Source organism: Micrococcus lylae NBRC 15355, assembly GCF_001570885.1.
GTDB classification, from domain to species: Bacteria; Actinomycetota; Actinomycetes; order Actinomycetales; family Micrococcaceae; genus Micrococcus; species Micrococcus lylae.
The window spans coordinates 1-21,311 of sequence record NZ_BCSN01000031.1; the positions used below are offsets into that span (position 1 = coordinate 1).

Below are 21,311 nucleotides of genomic sequence, written 5' to 3' on the forward strand. Positions count from 1 at the left end.
CGTTCTCCGCGGTGTAGCCGACGATCTTCTCGCCCGCCCCCTCGGCCGTCCACAGGGACTTGGGGCGGCGGTCCGCGTTGTTCGAGATCACCGCGTTGGCGGCGTCCAGGATGGTCTGCGTGGAGCGGTAGTTCTGCTCCAGCTTGATGGTGGCCGCGTCGGCGAAGTCCTCCTCGAACTCCACGATGTTGCGGATGTCCGCGCCGCGGAAGGCGTAGATCGACTGGTCCGAGTCGCCCACCACGGTCAGCTCGCCGCCCGGGGTCTGCACCCCGTCCGGGACGCCCGCCGGGCCGGCGAGCAGGCGGATCAGCCGGTACTGGGCGTGGTTGGTGTCCTGGTACTCGTCCACGAGCACGTGGCGGAACCGGCGGCGGTAGTTGTCCAGGATCGCCGGGAACGCCTCGAACATGTGCACGGTCATGCCGATGAGGTCGTCGAAGTCCAGGGCGTTCGCCTGGCGCAGGCGTGCGGTGTAGTCCGTGTAGACCGCGGAAACGGCCTGGCCCCACGGGTCGTTCTGGGCCACGGTGGCCGCGTAGTCGTCCGCCTCGGTCAGCTCGTTCTTCAGCGAGCTGATCTTGTTCAGGATGCCCTTGGGGTGGAACCGCTTCGGATCCAGGTCCTGCGCCTTGGCGATCTGGGTGACCAGGCGCAGCGAGTCCGCGGAGTCGTAGATGGTGAACGTGGACTTCAGCCCGATCGCCGAGGCCTCGTTGCGCAGGATGCGGACGGCCGAGGAGTGGAACGTGGAGATCCACATGCGCTGCGCCATGGGGCCGATCAGCCCGGTGATGCGCTCGCGCATCTCCGCGGCGGCCTTGTTGGTGAAGGTGATGGCCAGGACCTCGTGCGGGCGGGCATGGCCGGTGGCCAGCAGCCAGGCGATGCGATGCGTCAGCACGCGCGTCTTGCCCGAGCCCGCGCCGGCCACGATCAGCAGCGGCGAGCCGGTGTGCTGCACCGCGGCGGCCTGCTGAGGGTTCAGCCCCTCCACCAGCGACTCCGGCGACGGCGGCGCCACGGCTCCGCCTGCCGGCCCGCCTGTTGCGGGCGCTCCCACGCGGCGCCCGGCACCGGCCTCCGGGTCGAAGCCCGCCTCCGGATCGGCCTGCCGGGAGGTGACGGACGTCGGCACGAGTCCGGGCAGGGCGGTCTGCGGATCCGAGGATCCGGAACGGCGGTCAGGGCGGGCGGCACGGCCGAGGGCGGCGAAGAGGTCATCCATGGCGGATCCAGTCTAGTTCCGGGCCCAGACGGGCTACCGGGGAGCGCGGCCGTCGTCGGGAAGCCGCCGGTTCCCGGACCGAGGGGCGCTCACGGCCTACCCTGTAGGCCAGACGAATGCGCATGCTGAGTCCAGACCATCCCGAGCACGACCACGGAGCAGCCCCTCATGCCCCTGTCCGCCACGGCCAAGCCCAGGGTCTACTGGATGGACGCGGTCCGTGGACTGGCAGTCCTGCTCGTCGTGCTGACGCACTCGTACACGATGCCGCAGGTCCTCGGCGCAGAGTTCCAGTCCAAAACGCTGGCCGGGATCGTCCAGTTCTTCCATTCCTTCCGGATGCCGATCCTCCTGTTCCTCTCGGGAGTGCTCCTGGAACGTTCCGTGGCGAAGCCCCTCGGGGTCTACTACCGGGGCAAGGCCGAGAGGATCCTGTGGCCCTACCTGGTGTGGACCGCCCTGGTCGCCTTCGCCCTCGGCCGACCGCAGAGCCTGCTCAAGCCCGAGTTCTGGCTCGGTGGGAGGTGGCACCTCTGGTTCCTCTGGGTGCTGATCGCCTGCTACCTGATCGGCCCGATCACCCGCTGGATCCCCTCCTGGGCCGTCGCGGGCACGTTCGTCGCGCTGCTGCTGGTCCTCGAGGGCATCCCCAAGGACCTGCACCGCATCCTCTACTGGGGCGTGTTCTTCTTCCTCGGCGCCGCGTTCGGTCGACTGCTCCCTCGCATCAAGGAGCTGCACTGGAGCCTGGTGCTCCTCTCCGGCGCCGCCACGGCCGTCGCGATCTGGGCCCACATGGACGGCCGCTACTCCATGGGCAGCGGCCACCCGGTCACCCTCCTCGCTGGCCTCGGCGGCATCGTCTTCGGGCTCTGGCTTGCCCAGCGCCTCCCGCGCCTGCCCTTCCTGGAGTTCTGCGGCCGCCGCTCGATCGTGCTCTACGTGGCACACCTGCCGGTGCTCTTGGTGGCCTGCCGCCTGTGGGAGGACGTCGCGAGCATCCGGCCCATCGACTTCTACCTGTGGATGGCCTCGGCGACCTTCCTCATCCCGCTGCTGCTGGCCGCCGCCTACCCGTATGTCCGCTGGCTCTTCGAGTTCCCGACGGCGAAGACCCGCCCCATGCCGCCCCTGCCCTCCACCGGGGGCGGCCTGCTCCCCGTGTCGGGCAGCGGCCCGATCCCCCGTCGCGCGACCTGACCACGTCACCGAACCGCCGACCCGGCCCCGGGCGCCCCGATGCACCCGAGGTGCGCGGCCGTCGTCGGGAAGCCGCCGACGACCTGGGATACTGGACCACCGGAGGTGTCCGTGTCCCAGAAGAAGAAGTCCCCGTCCGCCCACGGCGGCCGTCCCGCCACGCCCGCCGAGGCCCCGGAACGCGTCAGCCTGCGCGACCTGTCCCCGCGCAGGGACCTCGCCGAAGCCGGCGAGCGCGAAGGCAGCCCCGCGATGCCCGTGATCGCCCTGATCGGCACCACGCTGTTCATGGCCGGCTACTACCACCTGCTCGCGCTCGTCCAGATGGCGCAGCTCGCCGACGGCCTGACGATGCCGGACAACCGGTTCTTCGGCTACTCGGCCGCGGACGTGGCCGCGCTGGCCGCCGTCATGGACGACGCCGCGCTCGGGCAGCTGAACTGGGTGCACAAGACCGCGGGCGTGATCTTCCCGATCGCCGTGGCGCTCACCCTGATCGCCGTTGCCGCCTGGCGTCTGCGCCCGGCCGGCCCGAAGTGGGCGATGGTCGGCCTCGGCGCCGTGTTCGCAGCGGTGGACATCTGGGAGAACATCGCGATCGAGGCGGCTCTGCACGCCGGCGGCGACGGCACCGGACTCGCCTCCTCCCTCACCGTGGCCCGCTGGATCCTGCTGGCGCTGATCGTCCTGATCACGGTGGTCCTGCTGGTGTTCGGTGGCAGGGGCCGCGCACGCCGCTAGACTTGTCTGTCGGTGCCCGTGAGGGCGCCGCAGGCCCCAGTAGCTCAGCTGGATAGAGCGGCCCTCTCCTAAAGGGCAGGTCGCAGGTTCGAATCCTGTCTGGGGCACTGTACGAAGGCGGGCGGCCGTTCGTCCGGGATCTGGTTCCCGACGACGGCCGCCCGCCTTCTCGTGTCTGCTCTCCCGGCCGTGGGGCCGGCTCAGCCGTCCGCGCCCGGGGCGAACTGGGTGCGGTAGAGCTCGGCGTAGCGCCCGGAGGTCGCGAGAAGCTCGGTGTGGGTGCCGCGCTCGACGATCCGCCCGTCCTCCACCACGAGGATCTGGTCCGCGTCCCGCACGGTGGAGAGGCGGTGGGCGATCACCATGGCGGTGCGCCCGGCCAGGGCCTCGGCGAGGGCGTCCTGGATGGCCTTCTCGTTGGTGGAGTCCAGGGCGGCGGTGGCTTCGTCCAGAACGACCACGCGCGGAGAGGCCAGCAGCAGCCGGGCGATGGTCATGCGCTGACGTTCGCCGCCGGAGAGCCGGTAGCCGCGCTCGCCCACCACGGTGTCCAGGCCGTCCGGCAGGGCCTGGACCACCGGACGCAGTCGGGCCCGCTCCACGGCGTCCCAGACCTCCTCGTCCGTGGCGTCCGGGCGGGCCAGGGTGAGGTTCGCGCGGACGGTGTCATGGAACAGGTGCCCGTCCTGGGTCACCATGCCGACCGCCTTCTGCAGGTCCGTGAAGGACAGGTCCCGCACGTCCACTCCGCCGACCGTCACCGCGCCCGCGGAGACGTCGTAGAGGCGGGTGACGAGGGACGCGATGGTGGACTTGCCGGCACCTGAGGAGCCCACCAGCGCCACCGTGGAGCCCGCGGGGACGTCCACGTCCAGGCCGTGCAGGACCTCCTGGCCGCCACGGGTGTCCAGGACCGCGACCTCCTCGAGCGAGGCGAGGGAGACGTCCTGGGCGGACGGATAGGCGAAGCGCACGCCGTCCAGGCGCAGGCCCAGCGGTCCGTCCGGGAGCGGGGTGGTCACCTTCTTCTGGCGCATGAGCGGCTGCAGGTCCAGGACCTCGAAGACGCGCTCGAAGGACACCAGCGCGGTCATGATCTCCACACGGGCCGAGGCCAGGGAGGTCAGCGGCGCGTAGAGGCGGGTGAGCAGCAGGGCCATGGTGACCACGTCTCCGGCGTCCAAGGTGCCGGCGATCGCCTGCAGGCCGCCCACGCCGTAGACCACGGCCAGGGCGAGCGCGGAGACCAGGGTCAGCAGCGTGGTGAACACGGACTGGCGCACGGAGATGGTGACGCCGGTGTCCCGGACCCGGCCGGCACGGCGGCCGAACTCCTCGGCCTCGGCCTTCGGGTCGCCCCAGAGCTTGATCAGGGTCGCCCCGGGAGCGGAGAACCGCTCGGTCATCTGGTCACCCATGGCGGCGTTGTGGCCGGCGCGCTCCCGCGTGAGGTCCGCCAGCTTCGCGCCGACCCGGCGGGCCGGGACCATGAACAGCGGCAGCAGGATCAGCGCCAGGACGGTGATCTGCCACGAGGTGGAGAACATCACCGCGAGCGTCAGGGCCAGGGAGACCACGTTCGCCACCACGCCGGAGAGCGTGCGGGAGATGGCGGACTGGGCGCCGATCACGTCGTTGTTCAGACGGGAGACGAGGGCACCGGTGCGGGTGCGCTGGAAGAACGCCACCGGCATCCGCTGAACGTGCTCGAACACCCGGGTGCGCAGGTCGAAGATGACCTGCTCCCCCAATCCCGAGGACAGCCAGCGGGTCACGATGGACAGAGCGGCGTCTGCGAGCGCCACGGCGGCGATCAGCAGGGCCAGCCGGACCACGAGGTCCGCGTTCCCGTCCCCGGTGATGGCGTTGACCACGTCACCGGCGAGCACCGGCGAGGCCACGCCGAGGACGGCCGAGACCACGGAGAGCAGCAGGAAGAGCACAAGCTTGCCCTTGTACTGCGCGGCGAACCCCAGGGTTCTTCTGACCGTGCCCGGCTTGAGGCTGGTCTGCTGCGGCGCTCCCCCGTGGGACATCCGCATCATCGACATCCGCGCGGCTCGCTCCATGCTCATCCGACCACCGCTCCTCTCCTCGTGCCTGCCCCGGGGGCGCGCGGCCGACGCCGCAGGCCGTCCCATCGTAGGGACGACGAAGGCGCACATTCGGCGGGAATGCGCGCCTTCGTGGCGTTTTCAGCTGTGGGCATGCCCTCGTTCCGCTGCGGGCGCAGCGAAGTCAGCCGAGGACCGAGCCGCGGGCGCCGCCGATCACGGGCCGACGTAGGTGTAGTAGCCCGAGACCGGCATCCAGGACACCGGGTGCAGCAGGGTGCCGCGGGACGGGTTCAGCGCGGAGATCATCATGCCGTCGCCGACGTAGATGCCGACGTGGCCGCCGCCGCGCTGGAAGACCAGGTCACCCGGCTGCGGGTTGGAGGTCGGAGCGGTGTTGGCCGAGGCGCGGATGGCCGAGGTCTGCGACGGGATGGACATGCCGGCCTGGGCGTAGGCCCACGCGGCGAAGCCGGAACAGTCCCAACCGCCCGGAACCTTGCCGCCGTAGACGTAGCGACCGCCGATGCCGGAGTAGGCGGCCTCGACGGCACCCGAGAGGTTCTTGCCCGAAGACGGGGCCGGGTCCGTGGTCGGAGTCGGGTCGGGCTGCTGCTCACGAGCCTCACGGGCCTGGCGCTCGGCCTCGGCACGCTCAGCGGCCTCACGCTCGGCAGCCTCCTGGGCAGCCTGACGCTCGGCGGCTTCCTGAGCAGCCTGACGCTCAGCAGCCTCCTGGGCAGCCTGGCGCTCGGCGGCTTCCTGCGCGGCCTGACGCTCGGCCTCGGCACGCTCAGCGGCCTCACGCTCGGCAGCCTCCTGAGCAGCCTGGCGCTCGGCGGCTTCCTGCGCGGCCTGACGCTCGGCAGCCTCCTGAGCAGCCTGGCGCTCGGCGGCTTCCTGCGCGGCCTGACGCTCGGCCTCGGCACGCTCAGCGGCCTCACGCTCGGCAGCCTCCTGGGCAGCCTGACGCTCAGCGGCATCCTGGGCAGCCTGACGCTCAGCGGCCTCGGCAGCCTCCTGCGCGGCCTGACGCTCGGCAGCCCCCTGGGCAGCCTCACGCTCAGCGGCCTCGGCAGCCTCCTGGGCAGCCTGACGCTCGGCGGCCTCCTGGGCGGCCTCACGCTCAGCGGCCTGGCGCTCGGCGGCCTCCTGAGCAGCCTCGCGCTGGGCGTCCTGCTCAGCACGCTGGGCAGCGGCGCGCTCGGCGGCGGCCTTCTTCGCGGCCTCCTGGGCGGCAACCTTCTCGCGCCAGCGCTGCTCGGCGGCAGCCTGCTTCTCCGCCTCCGCCTTCTCGGCAGCGGCCTTCTCCTGCGCAGCCTTCTCAGCTGCGACCTTCTTCGCGGCAGCCTTCTTGGCGGCAACCTTCTTGGCGGCTGCCCTTTCCTGAGAGGCCTTGTCAGCTGCGGCCTTCTCCTGCGCAGCCTTCTCAGCTGCAGCCTTCTCAGCGGCGGCCTCCTGGGCTGCCTTCTCCTCGGCCGCCTTGTCCTGCGCAGCCTTCTTCGCAGCGGCCTTCTTCTCGGCAGCCTTCTTGGCGGCCTCCGCCTTCTTCTTCTGGAGCTCGGCCTTCTTCTGGGCGGCGGCCTTCTCCGCGGCCTCGGCGTCCACGGAGGACTGACGCTCCACCTGCGCGCTGCGCTCGACCTCGACCTTGGCCTCCTCGGCCATGACGTTGTCCTCGCCCTTGCCGATCTGTCCCTGAGCGACGCCGCCGGCCACCACCAGGCCGCCGGCGAGGACGGCCACGGTCGCCTTGGTTGCAGTGCGGCCGGAACGCTTTGCATTGCGCGAGTGCAGGTTGTCAGTCACGGTGATCCTCTTCCGAGCATGTCCGTGTGCGATCCCTGCGCTCCCTGCAGAGCCTCCGACCATGGCGGTTGCCGTCGAAACGAGTGACTCCCCGCTGTCCACTCGGAGGACGCACACGGTGTGGACACGGGGCGCCCGGACCGACTCCTGCATCCGGGCACCGGCTCAGGCTACACACAAGGTCACAGGAATGTCACGCGTTCATCACGAAACGTCGCATCCCTTTCCATCGGTCAGACATGATCGCCCCTTGTCAGGAGCAATCATGAGAAATAACGACCGATCGGTCCCCCGCGACGCAGACCGTGACCGATCATCACGATCGAGACCGAGTCGCAGCTGGAGCACCCCCGTCCGCGACTCCGGAGTCTCAGGCCCTGCACCGGTGAGCTGCCGCCCTTCAGGCTCCGGTGGCGATCCGCACGTGGGCGGCGGTCTCGCGGCCCAACTCCAAGGCCGGGGCACCCTCCACATCCACGGCCTGCACACGCAGGTACTCCGGATCTGAGGTCTCACTGACCTCCAGCACCACGCCCGGTCGGATGTGGGCCCGGAACAGCTCCTCGAGCAGCTCCGCATCCGCCTGCACCGCCTCGGCAAGACTGGCAACGGTCGCCCGACCCCCCGCGGCGTCCACAAGAGACTTGGAGGACAGCCCCATGCTCGAGCTCCATTCGGCGGCGGACTGACGGTCCGGCCGCGGCGGGATCGGGGTGCCGTACGGGGTGGTGTCGGGGTCGTCGAGGATCTCGAGCAGACGCTGCTCGACCTGGTCGCTCATGACGTGCTCCCAGCGGCAGGCCTCGTCATGGACATAGGCCCAGTCCAAGCCGATGACGTCGGCCAGCAGGCGCTCGGCGAGCCGATGCTTGCGCAACACCGCCACGGCCCGTTCACGACCCTGCTCGGACAGCTGCAGACGCCGGTCCTCGCCGACATGCACGAGCCCGTCGCGCTCCATGCGGCCGACCGTCTGGGACACGGTGGGTCCGGAGTGTTCGAGGCGTTCGACGATGCGGGCGCGCAGCGGCGGGATGCCCTCCTCCTCGAGCTCGAGGATGGTGCGCAGGTACATCTCCGTGGTGTCGATCAGATCGGTCATCCGCCGTCGCCCTTCTCAACTCGTTGCCACCGCGTCCGGACTGCGTCTCGGCGCCGCCCCAGTCTAGCGAGCGCTGCCCGCCTGCGCGTCGTCACGTTCACCACGCCCCCGGCGGGCCGGAGCACAATGGCCTGATGCACGTGCCCCGCGCACCGTGCACTCTCCCCTCCCGGCTCCCCAGGCAAGAGAAGACGAGGTGTCCCGCCGTGGCCATGGATCCGTCCGCCATCACCCTGCCCGCCCACCTGCTCCCCGCCGACGGCCGCTTCGGCGCCGGCCCGTCCAAGGTCCGCGCCGAACAGGTCGAGGCGCTCGTCGCCGCAGGCCCGAAGCTGCTCGGCACCTCGCACCGTCAGGCCCCGGTGAAGAACCTGGTCCGCAGCGTCCGCGAGGGCGTCTCCACCCTGTTCTCCGCGCCGGAGGGCTATGAGGTCGTGCTGGGTGTCGGCGGCTCCACCGCCTTCTGGGACGCGGCGAGCTTCGGCCTGGTCCGGGCGAAGGCCCAGCACCTGAGCTTCGGCGAGTTCGGATCCAAGTTCGCCCGGGCGACGGACAACGCCCCGTTTCTGGAATCCTCAGACATCCGCACCGCGGAGCCGGGCACCCGTCCCGCCCCGGAAGCGGTGGCCGGTGTGGACGTGTACGCGTGGCCGCACAACGAGACCTCCACCGGTGTCTTCGCTCCGGTCGTCCGACCGGAAGGAGCCGACGCGGACTCCCTCGTGGTCGTGGACGCCACCTCCGCCGCGGGCGGACTGACCGTGGACATGGCCGAGGCCGACGTCTACTACTTCGCTCCGCAGAAGAACTTCGCTTCAGACGGCGGCCTGTGGCTGGCTCTGTTCTCTCCGAAGGCCCTGGACCGGGTGCAGGAGATCAAGGGCTCGGGCCGGTGGATCCCGGAGTTCCTGGACCTGTCCATCGCCGTGGACAACTCGGTCAAGGACCAGACCTACAACACCCCGGCACTGGCCACCCTCGTCATGCTGGACGAGCAGCTGAAGTGGATGAACGGCAACGGTGGACTGGAGTTCACCACGTCCCGCACCGCGGAGTCGGCCTCCCGGGTCTACGCGTGGGCCGAAGCCTCGGGCGTCGCAACCCCGTTCGTGCAGAACCCGGACGAGCGCTCGAACGTCATCTGCACCGTGGACTTCGACGACGCCGTGGACGCCGCCGCGATCGCCAAGGTGCTGCGCGCCAACGGCGTGGTGGATGTGGAACCGTACCGCAAGCTCGGCCGCAACCAGCTGCGCATCGCAACCTTCGCCGCCATCGAGCCGGACGACGTGTCGGCCCTGCTCGGCTGCATCGACCACGTGGCCGGTCAGCTCACCTGAGTCGGTTCCTCCGCAGCGTCCTCGGCCTCCGATGCCTCGGCGTCGGAGGCCGAATCCGTCTCCGGGGCCGCTTCAGTGCCGGCAGGGGCCTTCCCATCGGCGGGCTTCTCGGCACCGTCGTCCTTCGCGGCCGTCTCCTCGTCGTCGCTCTCGGCTGCGCGGTTCGGGTCGCGCCCCTCGGCGACCGCCTTCATGCGCTCGCGCTCCTCCTCGGAGACGCGGTCTGCGTAGGGCACCCAGGCCGGGGCGACGATCGAGTCCTCGCCGGCTGCCAGGCCGACCTCGCACACGGTGACGAGCTTCGAACGCGGCGCGCGGGCGACGGTGGCATACCACTGCCAGCCACGGTAGCCGGGCAGCTTCGCGTCCCAGCGGTGGGTCATGAGGCGGTCGTCGTCCACGGTGGCGCCGCGATGCTCGCCGATCTGCTCGTCCTCGGCCAGACCGGCCAGGCCGGCCCGTGCGGTGTGGATGGCCTCGGCGAGGACCTCGTCGCGGCGCGGGGCCCTGCGACGGGCCGGCTTCTTCACCGGATTGTCCGCCGCCTTCTGGTGTGCGGCACTCTTCCCGGCGGCCTTCTCCTCGGCCACCTGCCCGTTCTGCGGCACCTCATCTGCCACGGTCTGCTCGGTCACGGCTCAGGCCTCCAGGTCGTCGGCGACGCGGCGCAAGACCTGCGCCATCTTCTCGGCCTGGGCGCGCTGCGGGTACCTGCCGCGGCGCAGACCGTTGGACGTCTGGTCGAGCCACCTGATGAGGTCCTCCATGAGCATCGCCATCTCGTCCGGCTTCGGACGGTGATTGCGCACGGAGGAGGGCCCGGACTCCAGCACGCGCAGCGAGAGCGCCTGCAGGCCGCGGCGGCCCTCGGCGATGCCGAACTCGACGCGGGTGCCCGCGCGCAGCTCCTTCACCCCGGCCGGCAGCGCGGAGGAGGGCACGTGCACCTCCTCGCCGCTGTCCGCCTGTGCGAAGCCGAATCCCTTGGCGGCGTCGTAGAACTTGATGCGTCCGGTGGGCATCGGATCACTTCCCTGCTTCAGTCGTCGTGGCGTCCCACTGCGGCTCCGGCACCGCCGAGTCCTCCGGCGTGCACGGTGGCCGTCGTGCCGGGAGCGGGCGGGGTCCAACACACCGGCGCGGCGAGGCCGCGGCATCGGTGGGACCGTTCCTGCCGGGAAGGCTCCCGTTGACGAGGGGACGTGTCTTCTCTGACGGCTCAGGATACCCGCTCGGCCTACCATGGGCGGCATGTCCTCCACCCCTGCGCAGCACGACTCCACCGCCCGCCCGACCGGCCGCTCCGGCTCGACGCTGCTGACCGGCGTCCTGGTCGTCGGCGTGCTGCTCACCGCGGTCTCCCTGATCGCCCTCGTGTGGCTGCTGGTCGGCTATTTCGCCGGCGCTGTGAGCCATGCCGCCCTGTACGGGCTCTCCCTGTTCGGCATGCCTGCCGGCTTCGCCCTGCTTCTGCTCTACGTCATCCTCGCGGCGATCCGCCGCTCCCGCCTCTGACCGGCGATACCCGACGCCGCCCGGCCCGGCGACCGGGGCGAGCCGCCCCGGGAGCGCAGGCGACCGTCGTCGCAGGCCTCCCACAAATCCCGTGGCAGACCCGCAGGCGACGTGCAGACAACCCCCAGGTTCCGGGGCCACACTGGACGCATGCAGAACAAGAACCCCGAAGCCCGCCTCCTCGTCGTGGACGATGAGTCGAACATCCGCGAGCTGCTCTCAACCTCCCTGCGGTTCGCCGGCTTCGACGTCGTCGCCGCTGAGAACGGGCACGACGCCCTCGCGGCCGCCGAGGAATTCCAGCCGGACCTGGCCGTGCTGGACGTGATGCTCCCGGACATGGACGGCTTCACCGTCACCCGCCGCCTGCGCGCAGCCGGCCGCCACTTCCCGGTCGTCTTCCTCACCGCCCGCGACGGCACCGAGGACAAGGTCACCGGCCTGACCGTCGGCGGCGACGACTACGTCACCAAGCCCTTCTCCCTCGACGAGGTGGTGGCCCGCATCCGCGCCGTGCTGCGCCGCACCGCTCCCGCCGAGGACGACGCCGCCGTGCTGCGTGTGGACGACCTCGAACTGGATGACGACGCGCACGAGGTCCGCCGCGGCGGCGACGTGGTGGACCTGTCCCCCACCGAGTTCAAGCTGCTGCGCTACCTGATGATGAACCCCAACCGCGTGCTCTCGAAGGCCCAGATCCTCGACCACGTCTGGGAGTACGACTTCAACGGCGATGCCTCGATCGTCGAGTCCTACATCTCCTACCTGCGCCGCAAGATCGACGTCGGCGACCGCGAGCGCATGATCCACACCAAGCGCGGTGTGGGCTACATGCTGCGCACCGCGGACAAGCGCTGAGGCGCATGACCGGCCTCAGCGCCGCGAGAGGCCCCGGGATCCGCCCGTGGGCCTCGTTGCGCTACACGTGGAAGAACTCCTCGCTGCGCAGCAAGCTCATCGTGCTCATCACCGCACTGATGCTGCTCACGGTGGCCCTCACCGCGCTGTTCACGGCCACGCTCTTCCGCAACGAGCTCGTCCGCCAGCTGGACGAGGACCTGCAGTCCAACCGTGACAACGTCTCCATCTACCTGACGTCGGTGGGCCAGTCCGGCGGCTACTACACGCCGCCGCACTCGATCCTGCGCTTCTACGGCGAGCTCTGGGACAACGAGGGCAACCAGCTGGTCAGCACCCCGGTGGCCGCGGACATGGACGGCCCCCGCCTGGACGCCCTCACCGAGCAGCAGGTCACCCAGCGCGGCTCGGAGGCGTTCGAGGTCCCCGGCAGCACCGAGAACTCCGACGGCTGGCGCGTCCGCCTGTACCGCCTCCGCAGCGGTGAGGGCACCGTGGCGGTCGCCCTGCCCCTGCGCACCGTGACCTCCTCCGTGGAGCGCGTGACCACGCTCGTGGTGACGATCGGCCTGATCTCCACCGCCGGCGCGGTGATCCTCGCGAACATGGGGGTGCGCCGCGCCTTCCGTCCGCTCAACCGCGTGGAGCGGACTGCCTCCATGATCGCCGCAGGCGACCTCTCACAGCGTGTGGAGAACGCGCCCCCGGACACCGAGGTCGGCCGCCTCTCCCGTTCGCTCAACGCGATGCTCGCGCACATCGAGTCCGCGTTCCGGGACAAGGAGCAGTCCGAGTCCACCATGCGCCGGTTCGTGCAGGACGCCTCCCACGAGCTGCGCACCCCGCTGGTCACCATCCGTGGCTTCTCCGAGCTCTACCGGCACGGCGGCATCACGAAGGAGGAGGACGTGGCCGCGGCCATGGGCCGCATCGAGTCCGAGGCCACCCGCATGCACCAGCTGGTGGAGGACCTGCTGACACTGGCCCGGCTGGACGAGCAGCGCGCCCTGGAGTCGCAGCCGCTGGACCTGCAGATGCTCGCCATGGACGCTGTGCTGGATGCGAAGGTCAACGCCCCGGACCGCGAGGTCACCATGGTGGGCCTGGACGGGGGCCGCGCCACCTCCGCCACCGTGTACGGCGACGAGGGCCGCATCCGCCAGGTCGTCGTGAACCTGATGACCAACGCGCTGCGCTACACGCCGGTCGGCACGCCGATCGAGATCGCCGTGGGCACCGTGGACGTGCTGCCCGGCTCCACCGACGCCTCGGGACACCAGGTCAAGGGTGCCCGCGACTCGGTCATCGAGATCCGGGACCACGGCCACGGCATCTCCGAGGAGGAGGCGAACCGCATCTTCGAGCGCTTCTACCGTGCGGACAGCTCCCGCCACCGCGAGACCGGCGGCACGGGCCTGGGACTGGCGATCGTCGCCGCGATCGTCGCGCAGCACGACGGCTCTGTGCGACTGCGTGAGACCGAGGGCGGCGGCGCCACCTTCTCGGTGCACCTTCCCTGGTCCTACGTGGAAGACGCCTTCGACGACGAGGACGACGACTTCGAGCCGGACGAGGAGCTCGAGCAGGACGACCCCTCCTCCACAGGCGACCGAAACGCCTGATCCGTCCACAGCAGCAGGACCCGGCCGAGCGCCCGGGTCCCTCCTTCTGTCAGCGTGGTGGTCACGGCGGCACCCCGCCGCCGGAGACGAGACGCAAGGAGACTGTCATGACCGTCGTCCAGATCGACATCGAGGACCTGTTCGCCAAGAGCGCCGCCGTGGAGGGCTCGATCGGCCGGCTGCAGGCCGAGGTCAACGCCATGGAGGCCAACCTCCGCCAGCTGCAGGACACCTGGCGCGGCCAGGCGTCCACGAACTTCCAGACCGTGCTCACCGAGTGGCGCGGCACCCAGGCCCGCGTGGAGGAGGCCCTGGCCGGCATCCGCCGTGCCATGGACCAGGCCGGTGCCCAGTACTCCGAGGCAGAGCAGGCGAACGCCGCGATGTTCCGCTTCTGAGCAGACGGCCGACGGGCGGGTCTAAGGTGGCCTCCATGGCCGTCTACATCGACCCGCCCGTCTGGCCCGCGCATGGGACGGTGTTCTCCCACCTGGTCTCGGACGCCAGCCTCGAGGAGCTGCACGCCTTCGCCGAGGCCACAGGGATCACCCGACGGGCGTTCGACCTGGACCACTACGACGTGCCTGCCCACCGCTACGACGAGCTGATCGCCGCGGGGGCCGTGCCGGTCAGCGGACGGGATCTGACCCGGCGGCTGACCCGCTCCGGCCTGCGGGTGCCCTCGCGGCGCCGGCCGAAGCGTCGGGATCCCATGCTCCTGCGGCGCTGGGAGAACCTCTTCGCCGCCGGGCCGGCCGCCGACCCCGCCGCGGTCGAGGAGCTCGGCCGAGACCTGCTGGCCCGGTGGAGCCAGCCGCACCGCCACTACCACGCTCCGGACCACCTGTTGGCGGTCCTCGAGGCCGTGGACCGGCTGCGCACGGACGGCGAGGAGCTCGGTCCGCACCCCCGTGCCGTGCCGCTGGCGGCGTGGTTCCATGACGCCGTCTACGACGCCGACCCGTCCCGCCCCGCCGGTCAGGACGAGGAGGATTCCGCCCGTCTGGCCGAGGACCTGCTCTCCGCACCGCCGCTGGCCGTGCCGGACGCGGAGATCGCCGAGACCGCCCGCCTGGTGCGGCTCACAGCCCGCCACCGGCCGGACAAAGAGGACTCCGCAGGCGCCGCACTCTCGGACGCGGACCTCGAGGTCCTGGGCCGCGACCCGGAGTCCTATGACGCCTACGTGGCCCTCGTCCGAAAGGACTTCGCCCACGTGGCCGAGCCCGACTGGCGCCGCGGACGCTCTGCTGTCCTGGACGACCTGCTGGCGACGGAACGGCTGTACACGACGGCGAGCGGCTGTCGTCGTTGGGAGCAGGCGGCACGGGCCAACCTGACCCGGGAGCGCGACCTGCTGCGCTGAGGCCCCACTCCTGCCGCTTTGCCGCCCCGGCTGGGAAGCCGCCCACCTGGCTGAGCGGCAATGTCTCCAGACATGCGACGAGGCCCGGCCCCCTGTGAGGGGACCGGGCCTCGCCTGCGTCGGGCGACCCGGCTGCGGGCCGGGTCAGGCGTCAGCGGGCGGTCACATCATGCCGCCCATGCCGCCCATCGGGTCCATGCCGGCGTCGGCGCCCGGGGCGGCCTTCTCCGGCTTGTCGGCCACGACGGCCTCGGTGGTGAGGAACAGGCCGGCGATGGAGGCGGCGTTCTGCAGGGCAGAGCGGGTCACCTTCACCGGGTCGTTGATGCCTGCGGCCAGCAGGTCCTCGTACTCGCCGGTGGCGGCGTTGAGGCCGTTGCCCTCCGGGAGGTCCTTGACCTTGTCCGCCACAACGCCCGGCTCCAGGCCGGCGTTGAGGGCGATCTGCTTCAGCGGGGCCTCGATGGCGACCTTCACGATGTTCGCGCCGGTGGCCTCGTCGTCCTCGAGCTGCAGGCCGTCGAAGGCCTTGGCGCCGGCCTGGATCAGGGCCACGCCGCCGCCGGCGACGATGCCCTCATCCACGGCCGCCTTGGCGTTGCGGACGGCGTCCTCGATGCGGTGCTTGCGCTCCTTGAGCTCCACCTCGGTGGCGGCACCGGCCTTGATGACGGCCACGCCGCCGGCCAGCTTCGCGAGGCGCTCCTGCAGCTTCTCACGGTCGTAGTCCGAGTCGGTGTTCTCGATCTCGGAGCGGATCTGGGAGACGCGGCCGGCGATCTGGTCGGCGTCGCCGGCACCCTCGACGATGGTGGTCTCGTCCTTGGTGACGACGACCTTGCGGGCCTGGCCCAGCATGTCCAGGGTCGCGGTCTCCAGGGACAGGCCGACCTCAGAGGAGATGACCTGGCCGCCGGTGAGGATCGCGATGTCGGCCAGCATGGCCTTGCGGCGGTCGCCGAAGCCCGGGGCCTTCACGGCGACGGACTTGAAGGTGCCGCGGATCTTGTTGACCACGAGGGTGGCCAGGGCCTCGCCCTCGACGTCCTCGGCGATGATCAGCAGCGGCTTGCCGGACTGCATGACCTTCTCCAGGACGGACACCATGTCCTTCACGGTGGAGATCTTGGAGTTGACGATCAGGATGTACGGGTCCTCGAGGACGGTCTCCTGGCGGTCCGCGTCGGTGACGAAGTAGCCGGAGATGTAGCCCTTGTCGAAGCGCATGCCCTCGGTGAGTTCGAGCTCGAGGCCGAAGGTGTTGGACTCCTCGACGGTGATGACGCCCTCCTTGCCGACCTTGTCCAGGGCCTCGGCGATGAGGGAGCCGATCTGCTCGTCGGCGGCGGAGATCGACGCGGTGGCGGCGATCTGCTCCTTGGTCTCGATCTCGCGGGCGGCGCCCAGGAGCTCGGAGGTGACGGCCTCGACGGCCTTCTCGATGCCCCGCTTCAGGGCCATCGGGTCGGCACCGGCGGCCACGTTGCGCAGGCCCTCACGGACCAGGGCCTGGGCCAGCACGGTGGCGGTGGTGGTGCCGTCGCCGGCCACGTCGTCGGTCTTCTTGGCGACCTCCTTGACGAGCTCGGCACCGATCTTCTCGTATGCGTCCTCGAGCTCGATCTCCTTGGCGATGGAGACGCCGTCGTTGGTGATGGTGGGCGCGCCCCACTTCTTCTCCAGCACGACGTTGCGGCCGCGGGGGCCCAGGGTCACCTTCACGGCGTCGGCCAGGGTGTTCAGCCCCTTCTCCAGGCCGCGGCGTGCCTCTTCGTCAAATGCGATGGTCTTGGCCATGTCTGCATGTCCTTTCTGGACGGCTGCGTTCTCAGCGGTCGGTGACCTGTGCAGTGCCCGCGACGGACGGCGTCCCACCGGGAGCGCCTCACCGCTGTCAGGTCCTGCTCCGCATGCGCCCTGGTCTGCCGCGGGACGCGGCTGGCAGTCGGCACACCGGAGTGCTAAAGCCATTATGAGCACTCTCGCTCGGTGAGTGCAAAAGGTCCGCTGACGGCGCAACAGCGCCCCGCCTGCCCGCCGGAGAGCGGGTGGACGGGGCGCCGGAGGCGATCCGCGCCGGCCGGGCCGGCACAGGGATCAGGCGTCGGTCACTTGAACATGACTGCCGCGACGCCGTTCAGCTTCAGGTTGGGGGTCTGGTACGCCGGGATGCCCAGCTCCTTGGCGACCGCCTCGGCGGTGCCCTTGAACGAGGACTGGTTGTACAGCACCGCGGAGCTGCTCAGGCCGTAGCCGTTCCAGTTCTCCGCCGTCACGTTGGTGAAGCCGGCCTTCTCCAGCCGGTCGGCGTAGCCGGCGGCGAGCTTGTTGACGCGGGTGGCGTTGTAGACGACCACGCGATTCTTCTTGACCGACGCCTCCGCCTTCTTGGATGCCTCAGCCTTCTTCGACGCCTCCGCCTTCTTCGACGCCTCAGCCTTCTTCGACGCCTCGGCCTTCTTCGATGCCTCGGCCTCGCGGGCCTCCGCGACCTTGCGGGACTCCTCTGCGGCACGCGAGGCGGCGGCGCGGGACTCGTCGGCCTGCTTCGACGCCTCCGCCTTACGGGACTCCTCAGCCTTCTTCGACTCTTCGGCGGCGCGGGACTCCTCAGCCTTCTTCGACTCCTCCGCCTTACGGGACTCCTCAGCGGCAGCGGCGGCAGCCTCGCGGGACTCCTCGGCCTTCTTCGACTCCTCCGCCTTGCGGGACTCCTCCGCCTGCTTCGATTCCTCGGCCTTCTTCGATTCCTCAGCCTGCTTGGATTCTTCGGCGGCCTTGCGGGACTCCTCGGCCTGCTTCGACTCCTCGGCCCGCTTCGACGCCTCCGCCTTGCGGGACTCCTCTGCCTTCGTGGACGCCTCCGCCTTCTTCGACTCTTCAGCGTCCTCGGACTTCTTCGCCTCCTCCGTCTCGGAGGCGGCCGTGCCCTCGCGCTCGTCGTCACCAGAGGCGGAGGCGGCATCGTCGGACGCAGTGGCGGTCACGGACGCGGTGGCGTCGGCGGTGGTGGAGTCGTCCCCGCGCTGGAGGAACGGAAGGGCAACGCCCACGAACAGGCCCACCAAGATGGCGGCCACGGCGATGAGCAGAAACGGACGGACGCCGGCACCGGCGGCCGCCGCCCCCTCGAAGTGGTCGCGGTGAGCGCCGCGCTGGTCCGTGTACTCGGGGACGTCGTCGAAGCGATCAGGCGTGTAGGCCATCGTGAATCAGGTCTCCTGGGCGACAGTGGGGGAAGTAGAGGCGGCCGGTCGGGCAGGTCGTCCGGCACGTCGACGGGTCCCTCGCCTGCGGCGAAGCCGCTGAACGAGGAGGGGCCTGCAGGCGAGCGCGGCCTCCCGATCAAGCAGGCCGTTCAACATCTGATAGTAGGCGGTGGGGGTCAGTCCCAATCGTTCGCGGATGGCCTGGTCCTTGGCCCCCGGGTACCGCCAGCGCAGGTCCTCGAGTTCGAGCACCTCCCGCTCCAGCGGGGTGAGCTCGTCTCGTGGGGTCGTCGGCATGTCCCACATGGTACGTTCCCCCGCCCCCACCTCGGCGGACGTGTCACCGTGGCGCGGCACACGTACCGGAAGCCCGTCGCGCCCGCGGACTGCCGGACGGCCTGCCGCAGGCGAGCGCAGACCGTGTCCGGATAGCCTGGCGGGATGGACCTCATCGCGCCGCTGGAGCCGGGCTGGGCCCGGGTGTTCGCCGACCACGACGCCGCCTTCGCCGCCGTCGCCGAACAGCTGCGCGCCCGCCGCGCCGCCGGCGAGCAGATCCTGCCGGCCCCGGAGAACGTGCTGCGGGCCTTCCGTCAGCGGTTCGACGACGTCCGCGTGCTCGTGCTCGGCCAGGACCCCTACCCCACGCCGGGGCATCCGATCGGCATGAGCTTCGCCGTCGCCCCGGATGTCCGGCCGCTCCCCCGCTCCCTGGTCAACATCTACCGCGAGCTCGCCGACGACCTCGGCGTCACCCCACCCGAGCACGGCGACCTCACCGCGTGGACCGAGCGCGGAGTGCTCATGCTGAACCGCTGCCTCACCGTGGCTGCCGGCTCCCCGGGTTCGCACCGCGGCATCGGCTGGGAGCAGATCACGCAGACCGCGGTGAAGTCCCTCGCCGAGCGTGACGCTCCGCTGGTCGCCCTGCTCTGGGGCGCCGACGCCCGCCGGCTCGCCGCGCCGCTGCGTGCACACGGGGTGGGCGTCGTCGAGTCCCCGCACCCGTCTCCCCTGAGCGCCCACCGCGGGTTCTTCGGCTCGCGGCCGTTCAGCCGGGCCAATGCGTGGCTGACGGAGCACGGTGCGCAGCCGGTGGACTGGAGCCTGCCCGCCTGAGGCGGGCGTCCGTCGTCGTCCCCTGTCCGCCCCGACGACGGCACGCGCCGCCGCCTGCAGGCGCACCCGACCCGACGGCCGGGTCCGGGCGGCGGCCTCCGGTCAGCGGACGTGGCCGGCGCCGGTGGCCGGCCGCGACCCCACGAAGATCCGGTCTGTCAGCGGCCGGGCGAGGATGTCGCCGAAGACCACGCCGCCGGCAATCGCGGCCACCACGACGGTCGCATTGAAGATGCCGGCCACGCCGAGCAGGGTGGAGCCGGACTCCACCGTGAATTCGTAGAGAGCACGGAAGATCGCCAGACCGGGCAGCAGGAAGAGCATGCTGGGCAGCACCACCACGATCTGCGGGAAGCCCAGACGCAGGGCCGCGATGCGGCCCAGAAAGCCCACCGCCATGGCGGCGATCGCCGGGGTCAGGCGCGGGCCCGTGCCGATGCCGTCGAACAGCAGCCAGACGCCGTAGGCGGCGGAGGCCACCAGCCCGGAGGCGATCAGTGCCTTCCATGTGGCCTGCTCGACGATCGAGTCGGACATCGCAGCGCAGGCCACGAGCAGCATCAGGACGATGGCCGGCAGCTCCGATCCCGTCGGCGCCTCGGCCAGGTCCAACGTCGGCAGGCCTGCGATCTCCGAGCCGATGACGCCGATCATGATGCCGCCCATCAGGCCCATGTAGCCCAGCAGCGCGGAGGTCAGGCGGCCTGCCGCGGTGAGGGGGAAGCCGTTGATGGCGTCCTGCACGGCGGCCACGAAGCGGGAGGACGGCAGCAGGATCATGATGCCGCCGGCGATCACCAGGGACGGGTCGATGCCCACATTCACCGCGTGCAGCGTCAGCGCGATCGTGGTGGCGAGGAAGCTGCCGAGCATGGTGCTGAAGATCTCCGGGAGCCCGCGCTTCTCCACCTTGATCTTCAGCCAGAACACGATCCATGTGGACACCATGCCCACCAGTGCCCCTCGCCACGTGCCGCCGATGAACGGCACGAACAGGCCGCAGAAGACGCCGGCCATGATGACCTCGGACCAGGCCGGGAACGGTTTGGGCGTGCGCCGGATCTCCACGAGGCGGCGCTGCGCCTCGGCACGGGTCGTCTCCCCGTCGGCGATCTCCTCCACGAGTCGGTGGAGCAGGCCGAGGCCGGCGAAGTTCGTGGACCAGGAGCGCACCACACGCTGCAGCGTGTACGGCACCTCTCCCCGTGAGGAGTCCGGGGCGTAGTTCAGGGAGATCGCCTGGTTCGTCAGGTCGATCTCGATCTCGTGGATGCCGAACGCCTGGGTGACCACGATGATCGAGGACTCCACGTCCATGGAGCTCGCCCCGAAGCTGAACATCGTCTCACCGAGCTTGAGGGCGAAGTCCAGGGTGGTGCGGGCGTCCACGGCCGCGTCCTGATCGGCCTTGCGGGCGCTGAGCCGGGAGCGCATACGGCGGCCGTAGGCGGAGCTGCCGAGGCGCTCCACAAGGGCGATCGCCTGGGTGGGCATGTGCTCGCCGTAGACGACCCGGTCTGGATTTGGGTCCGCCGCGGGCTTGGGAGAACGGCGCAGCCGCGGACGGGGCAGGCGGCGGCCCCGCGACCGCTCTCCCGGAACCGCGAACGGGGCGTCGGCGAAGCCGGACTCCTCGAGCTGGGGTTCGTGCAGGGCCGCGTCGGCGAACGCTTCGAGGGCGTTGGCGTCCGGGTCGGGGACGGCCTGCGGGGCAGGGACGCGGCCGTTGCCGTCGGCAGGGGCCAGCACGGAGGTGGTCACCGGCTCGGACAGCGGCGGCTGGGTGAGGGGCGAGTCCGCCACCGGCTCGGTGGACATCTCCACCATGCCGGTGGCCGCATCCGTCTCCACGGGGTCGAGGGCGGCGTCCGGGACGGCCGGGGCCGGGGACGTGACGGGGTCGGAATCGGCGTGGGCGGGCCGGATGACGGGGATGGCCGAGACCTCGACGGGCGCCTCCGGGATGCGCGGGTCGAAGGACTCCTGCTGGGGATCCTGTGACACCGTGACCTCCTGCCTCTGCTGGGCTCCGCTGACGCGGTCCAGTACACCATGTGCGCCGGGCACGTGGCGCGGGCCGGGCCCGGTGCGGCCGTCGCCCTGGGCGCCTCCACGGAAGGCACCTCCACGAAAAAAGCGAGACCCTCC

At 70.8% G+C, this 21,311-nt stretch carries 19 protein-coding genes and 1 tRNA gene; 10 read left to right on the forward strand and 10 right to left on the reverse strand.

Going from position 1 to position 21,311, the window contains the following annotated elements; translation table 11 throughout:
- On the reverse strand, nt 1–1,228 hold a 1,228-nt coding region (locus tag MLY01S_RS07585; protein WP_157531279.1), incomplete at its 3' end, for an ATP-dependent helicase.
- Nucleotides 1,229–1,396: 168 nt separating this feature from the next.
- Between MLY01S_RS07585 and MLY01S_RS07590 the strand changes: the two genes are divergently transcribed.
- The 3 genes from MLY01S_RS07590 to MLY01S_RS07600 all read left to right on the forward strand — a co-directional run bounded on the left by MLY01S_RS07590 (nt 1,397) and on the right by MLY01S_RS07600 (nt 3,276).
- Nucleotides 1,397–2,428, forward strand: coding sequence for an acyltransferase family protein (locus tag MLY01S_RS07590; RefSeq protein ID WP_067190847.1), 1,032 nt, complete (start codon nt 1,397–1,399; stop codon nt 2,426–2,428).
- Nucleotides 2,429–2,539: 111 nt separating this feature from the next.
- Entirely contained in the window at nt 2,540–3,169 is a 630-nt protein-coding gene (locus MLY01S_RS07595) for a hypothetical protein (protein WP_067190881.1), read from the forward strand.
- Between the two features lie 33 nt (nt 3,170–3,202).
- Nucleotides 3,203–3,276: transfer RNA gene (locus MLY01S_RS07600), tRNA-Arg, on the forward strand.
- 93 nt (nt 3,277–3,369) lie between these two features.
- Here the strand turns inward: MLY01S_RS07600 and MLY01S_RS07605 are convergent.
- The 3 genes from MLY01S_RS07605 to MLY01S_RS07615 form a co-directional block, all read right to left on the reverse strand.
- A complete protein-coding gene (locus MLY01S_RS07605) occupies nt 3,370–5,244 on the reverse strand; it encodes an ABC transporter ATP-binding protein (protein ID WP_067190849.1) in 1,875 nt (624 codons plus the stop codon).
- A 195-nt stretch (nt 5,245–5,439) separates the two neighbouring features.
- On the reverse strand, nt 5,440–7,032 hold the full coding sequence (locus MLY01S_RS13090; RefSeq protein ID WP_067190851.1) for a C40 family peptidase: 1,593 nt from the start codon (nt 7,030–7,032) through the stop codon (nt 5,440–5,442).
- 400 nt (nt 7,033–7,432) lie between these two features.
- On the reverse strand, nt 7,433–8,134 hold the full coding sequence (locus tag MLY01S_RS07615) for a metal-dependent transcriptional regulator (RefSeq protein ID WP_067190853.1): 702 nt from the start codon (nt 8,132–8,134) through the stop codon (nt 7,433–7,435).
- Between the two features lie 212 nt (nt 8,135–8,346).
- Here MLY01S_RS07615 and serC point away from each other — a divergent pair, with 212 nt between their 5' ends.
- On the forward strand, nt 8,347–9,474 hold the full coding sequence (gene serC / locus MLY01S_RS07620; RefSeq protein WP_067190883.1) for a phosphoserine transaminase: 1,128 nt from the start codon (nt 8,347–8,349) through the stop codon (nt 9,472–9,474).
- Here serC and MLY01S_RS12135 read toward each other — a convergent pair.
- Both MLY01S_RS12135 and MLY01S_RS07630 read right to left on the reverse strand, forming a co-directional pair.
- A complete protein-coding gene (locus MLY01S_RS12135) occupies nt 9,462–10,109 on the reverse strand; it encodes a DUF3027 domain-containing protein (protein ID WP_070637997.1) in 648 nt (215 codons plus the stop codon). The genes serC and MLY01S_RS12135 overlap by 13 nt on opposite strands.
- A 3-nt stretch (nt 10,110–10,112) precedes the next feature.
- Nucleotides 10,113–10,496, reverse strand: coding sequence for a cold-shock protein (locus MLY01S_RS07630; protein WP_067190855.1), 384 nt, complete (start codon nt 10,494–10,496; stop codon nt 10,113–10,115).
- Nucleotides 10,497–10,725: 229 nt separating this feature from the next.
- Between MLY01S_RS07630 and MLY01S_RS07635 the strand changes: the two genes are divergently transcribed.
- The 5 genes from MLY01S_RS07635 (at nt 10,726) to MLY01S_RS07655 (ending at nt 14,835) form a co-directional block, all read left to right on the forward strand.
- Nucleotides 10,726–10,989 (forward strand): hypothetical protein, encoded by a 264-nt coding sequence (locus MLY01S_RS07635; protein ID WP_135103348.1) that lies wholly within the window; start codon nt 10,726–10,728, stop codon nt 10,987–10,989.
- A gap of 150 nt (nt 10,990–11,139) precedes the next feature.
- Nucleotides 11,140–11,847: a response regulator transcription factor gene (locus MLY01S_RS07640; RefSeq protein ID WP_067190858.1), complete on the forward strand. Its 708-nt coding sequence runs from the start codon at nt 11,140–11,142 to the stop codon at nt 11,845–11,847.
- Between the two features lie 5 nt (nt 11,848–11,852).
- Complete coding sequence (locus tag MLY01S_RS07645) at nt 11,853–13,469, forward strand: sensor histidine kinase (protein ID WP_082739842.1); 1,617 nt, start codon at nt 11,853–11,855, stop codon at nt 13,467–13,469.
- A gap of 107 nt (nt 13,470–13,576) precedes the next feature.
- Nucleotides 13,577–13,867: a WXG100 family type VII secretion target gene (locus tag MLY01S_RS07650; protein ID WP_067190862.1), complete on the forward strand. Its 291-nt coding sequence runs from the start codon at nt 13,577–13,579 to the stop codon at nt 13,865–13,867.
- 35 nt (nt 13,868–13,902) lie between these two features.
- Nucleotides 13,903–14,835: a DUF4031 domain-containing protein gene (locus MLY01S_RS07655; RefSeq protein WP_067190864.1), complete on the forward strand. Its 933-nt coding sequence runs from the start codon at nt 13,903–13,905 to the stop codon at nt 14,833–14,835.
- A gap of 162 nt (nt 14,836–14,997) precedes the next feature.
- On the opposite strand, the gene groL is transcribed toward MLY01S_RS07655, so the two are convergent.
- From groL to MLY01S_RS07670, 3 genes are all read right to left on the reverse strand, one after another.
- Complete coding sequence (gene groL / locus MLY01S_RS07660) at nt 14,998–16,632, reverse strand: chaperonin GroEL (RefSeq protein ID WP_067190866.1); 1,635 nt, start codon at nt 16,630–16,632, stop codon at nt 14,998–15,000.
- Nucleotides 16,633–16,943: 311 nt separating this feature from the next.
- Nucleotides 16,944–18,041, reverse strand: coding sequence for a LytR C-terminal domain-containing protein (locus tag MLY01S_RS07665; RefSeq protein WP_067190867.1), 1,098 nt, complete (start codon nt 18,039–18,041; stop codon nt 16,944–16,946).
- 6 nt (nt 18,042–18,047) lie between these two features.
- The gene (locus MLY01S_RS07670) at nt 18,048–18,341 is read right to left on the reverse strand and encodes a DUF3263 domain-containing protein (protein ID WP_245232192.1); all 294 of its coding nucleotides are present in this window, start codon (nt 18,339–18,341) and stop codon (nt 18,048–18,050) included.
- Between the two features lie 144 nt (nt 18,342–18,485).
- On the opposite strand from MLY01S_RS07670, the gene MLY01S_RS07675 reads away from it, so the two are divergent.
- Nucleotides 18,486–19,163 (forward strand): uracil-DNA glycosylase, encoded by a 678-nt coding sequence (locus tag MLY01S_RS07675; protein ID WP_067190871.1) that lies wholly within the window; start codon nt 18,486–18,488, stop codon nt 19,161–19,163.
- A 102-nt stretch (nt 19,164–19,265) separates the two neighbouring features.
- Here the strand turns inward: MLY01S_RS07675 and MLY01S_RS07680 are convergent, their stop codons facing one another.
- Entirely contained in the window at nt 19,266–21,167 is a 1,902-nt protein-coding gene (locus MLY01S_RS07680; RefSeq protein ID WP_067190873.1) for a threonine/serine exporter family protein, read from the reverse strand.
- Nucleotides 21,168–21,311 lie beyond the last annotated feature (144 nt).

Excerpts from the sequence above, each read along its gene's own strand:
- MLY01S_RS07590 (WP_067190847.1), top strand. The coding sequence starts at position 1,397 with ATGCCCCTGTCCGCCACGGCCAAGCCCAGGGTCTACTGGATGGACGCG.
- MLY01S_RS07605 (WP_067190849.1), bottom strand. The coding sequence starts at position 5,244 with ATGAGCATGGAGCGAGCCGCGCGGATGTCGATGATGCGGATGTCCCAC.
- MLY01S_RS07615 (WP_067190853.1), bottom strand. The coding sequence starts at position 8,134 with ATGACCGATCTGATCGACACCACGGAGATGTACCTGCGCACCATCCTC.
- serC (WP_067190883.1), top strand. The coding sequence starts at position 8,347 with ATGGATCCGTCCGCCATCACCCTGCCCGCCCACCTGCTCCCCGCCGAC.
- MLY01S_RS07630 (WP_067190855.1), bottom strand. The coding sequence starts at position 10,496 with ATGCCCACCGGACGCATCAAGTTCTACGACGCCGCCAAGGGATTCGGC.
- MLY01S_RS07635 (WP_135103348.1), top strand. The coding sequence starts at position 10,726 with ATGTCCTCCACCCCTGCGCAGCACGACTCCACCGCCCGCCCGACCGGC.
- MLY01S_RS07640 (WP_067190858.1), top strand. The coding sequence starts at position 11,140 with ATGCAGAACAAGAACCCCGAAGCCCGCCTCCTCGTCGTGGACGATGAG.
- MLY01S_RS07645 (WP_082739842.1), top strand. The coding sequence starts at position 11,853 with ATGACCGGCCTCAGCGCCGCGAGAGGCCCCGGGATCCGCCCGTGGGCC.
- MLY01S_RS07650 (WP_067190862.1), top strand. The coding sequence starts at position 13,577 with ATGACCGTCGTCCAGATCGACATCGAGGACCTGTTCGCCAAGAGCGCC.
- MLY01S_RS07655 (WP_067190864.1), top strand. The coding sequence starts at position 13,903 with ATGGCCGTCTACATCGACCCGCCCGTCTGGCCCGCGCATGGGACGGTG.
- groL (WP_067190866.1), bottom strand. The coding sequence starts at position 16,632 with ATGGCCAAGACCATCGCATTTGACGAAGAGGCACGCCGCGGCCTGGAG.
- MLY01S_RS07665 (WP_067190867.1), bottom strand. The coding sequence starts at position 18,041 with ATGGCCTACACGCCTGATCGCTTCGACGACGTCCCCGAGTACACGGAC.
- MLY01S_RS07670 (WP_245232192.1), bottom strand. The coding sequence starts at position 18,341 with ATGCCGACGACCCCACGAGACGAGCTCACCCCGCTGGAGCGGGAGGTG.
- MLY01S_RS07675 (WP_067190871.1), top strand. The coding sequence starts at position 18,486 with ATGGACCTCATCGCGCCGCTGGAGCCGGGCTGGGCCCGGGTGTTCGCC.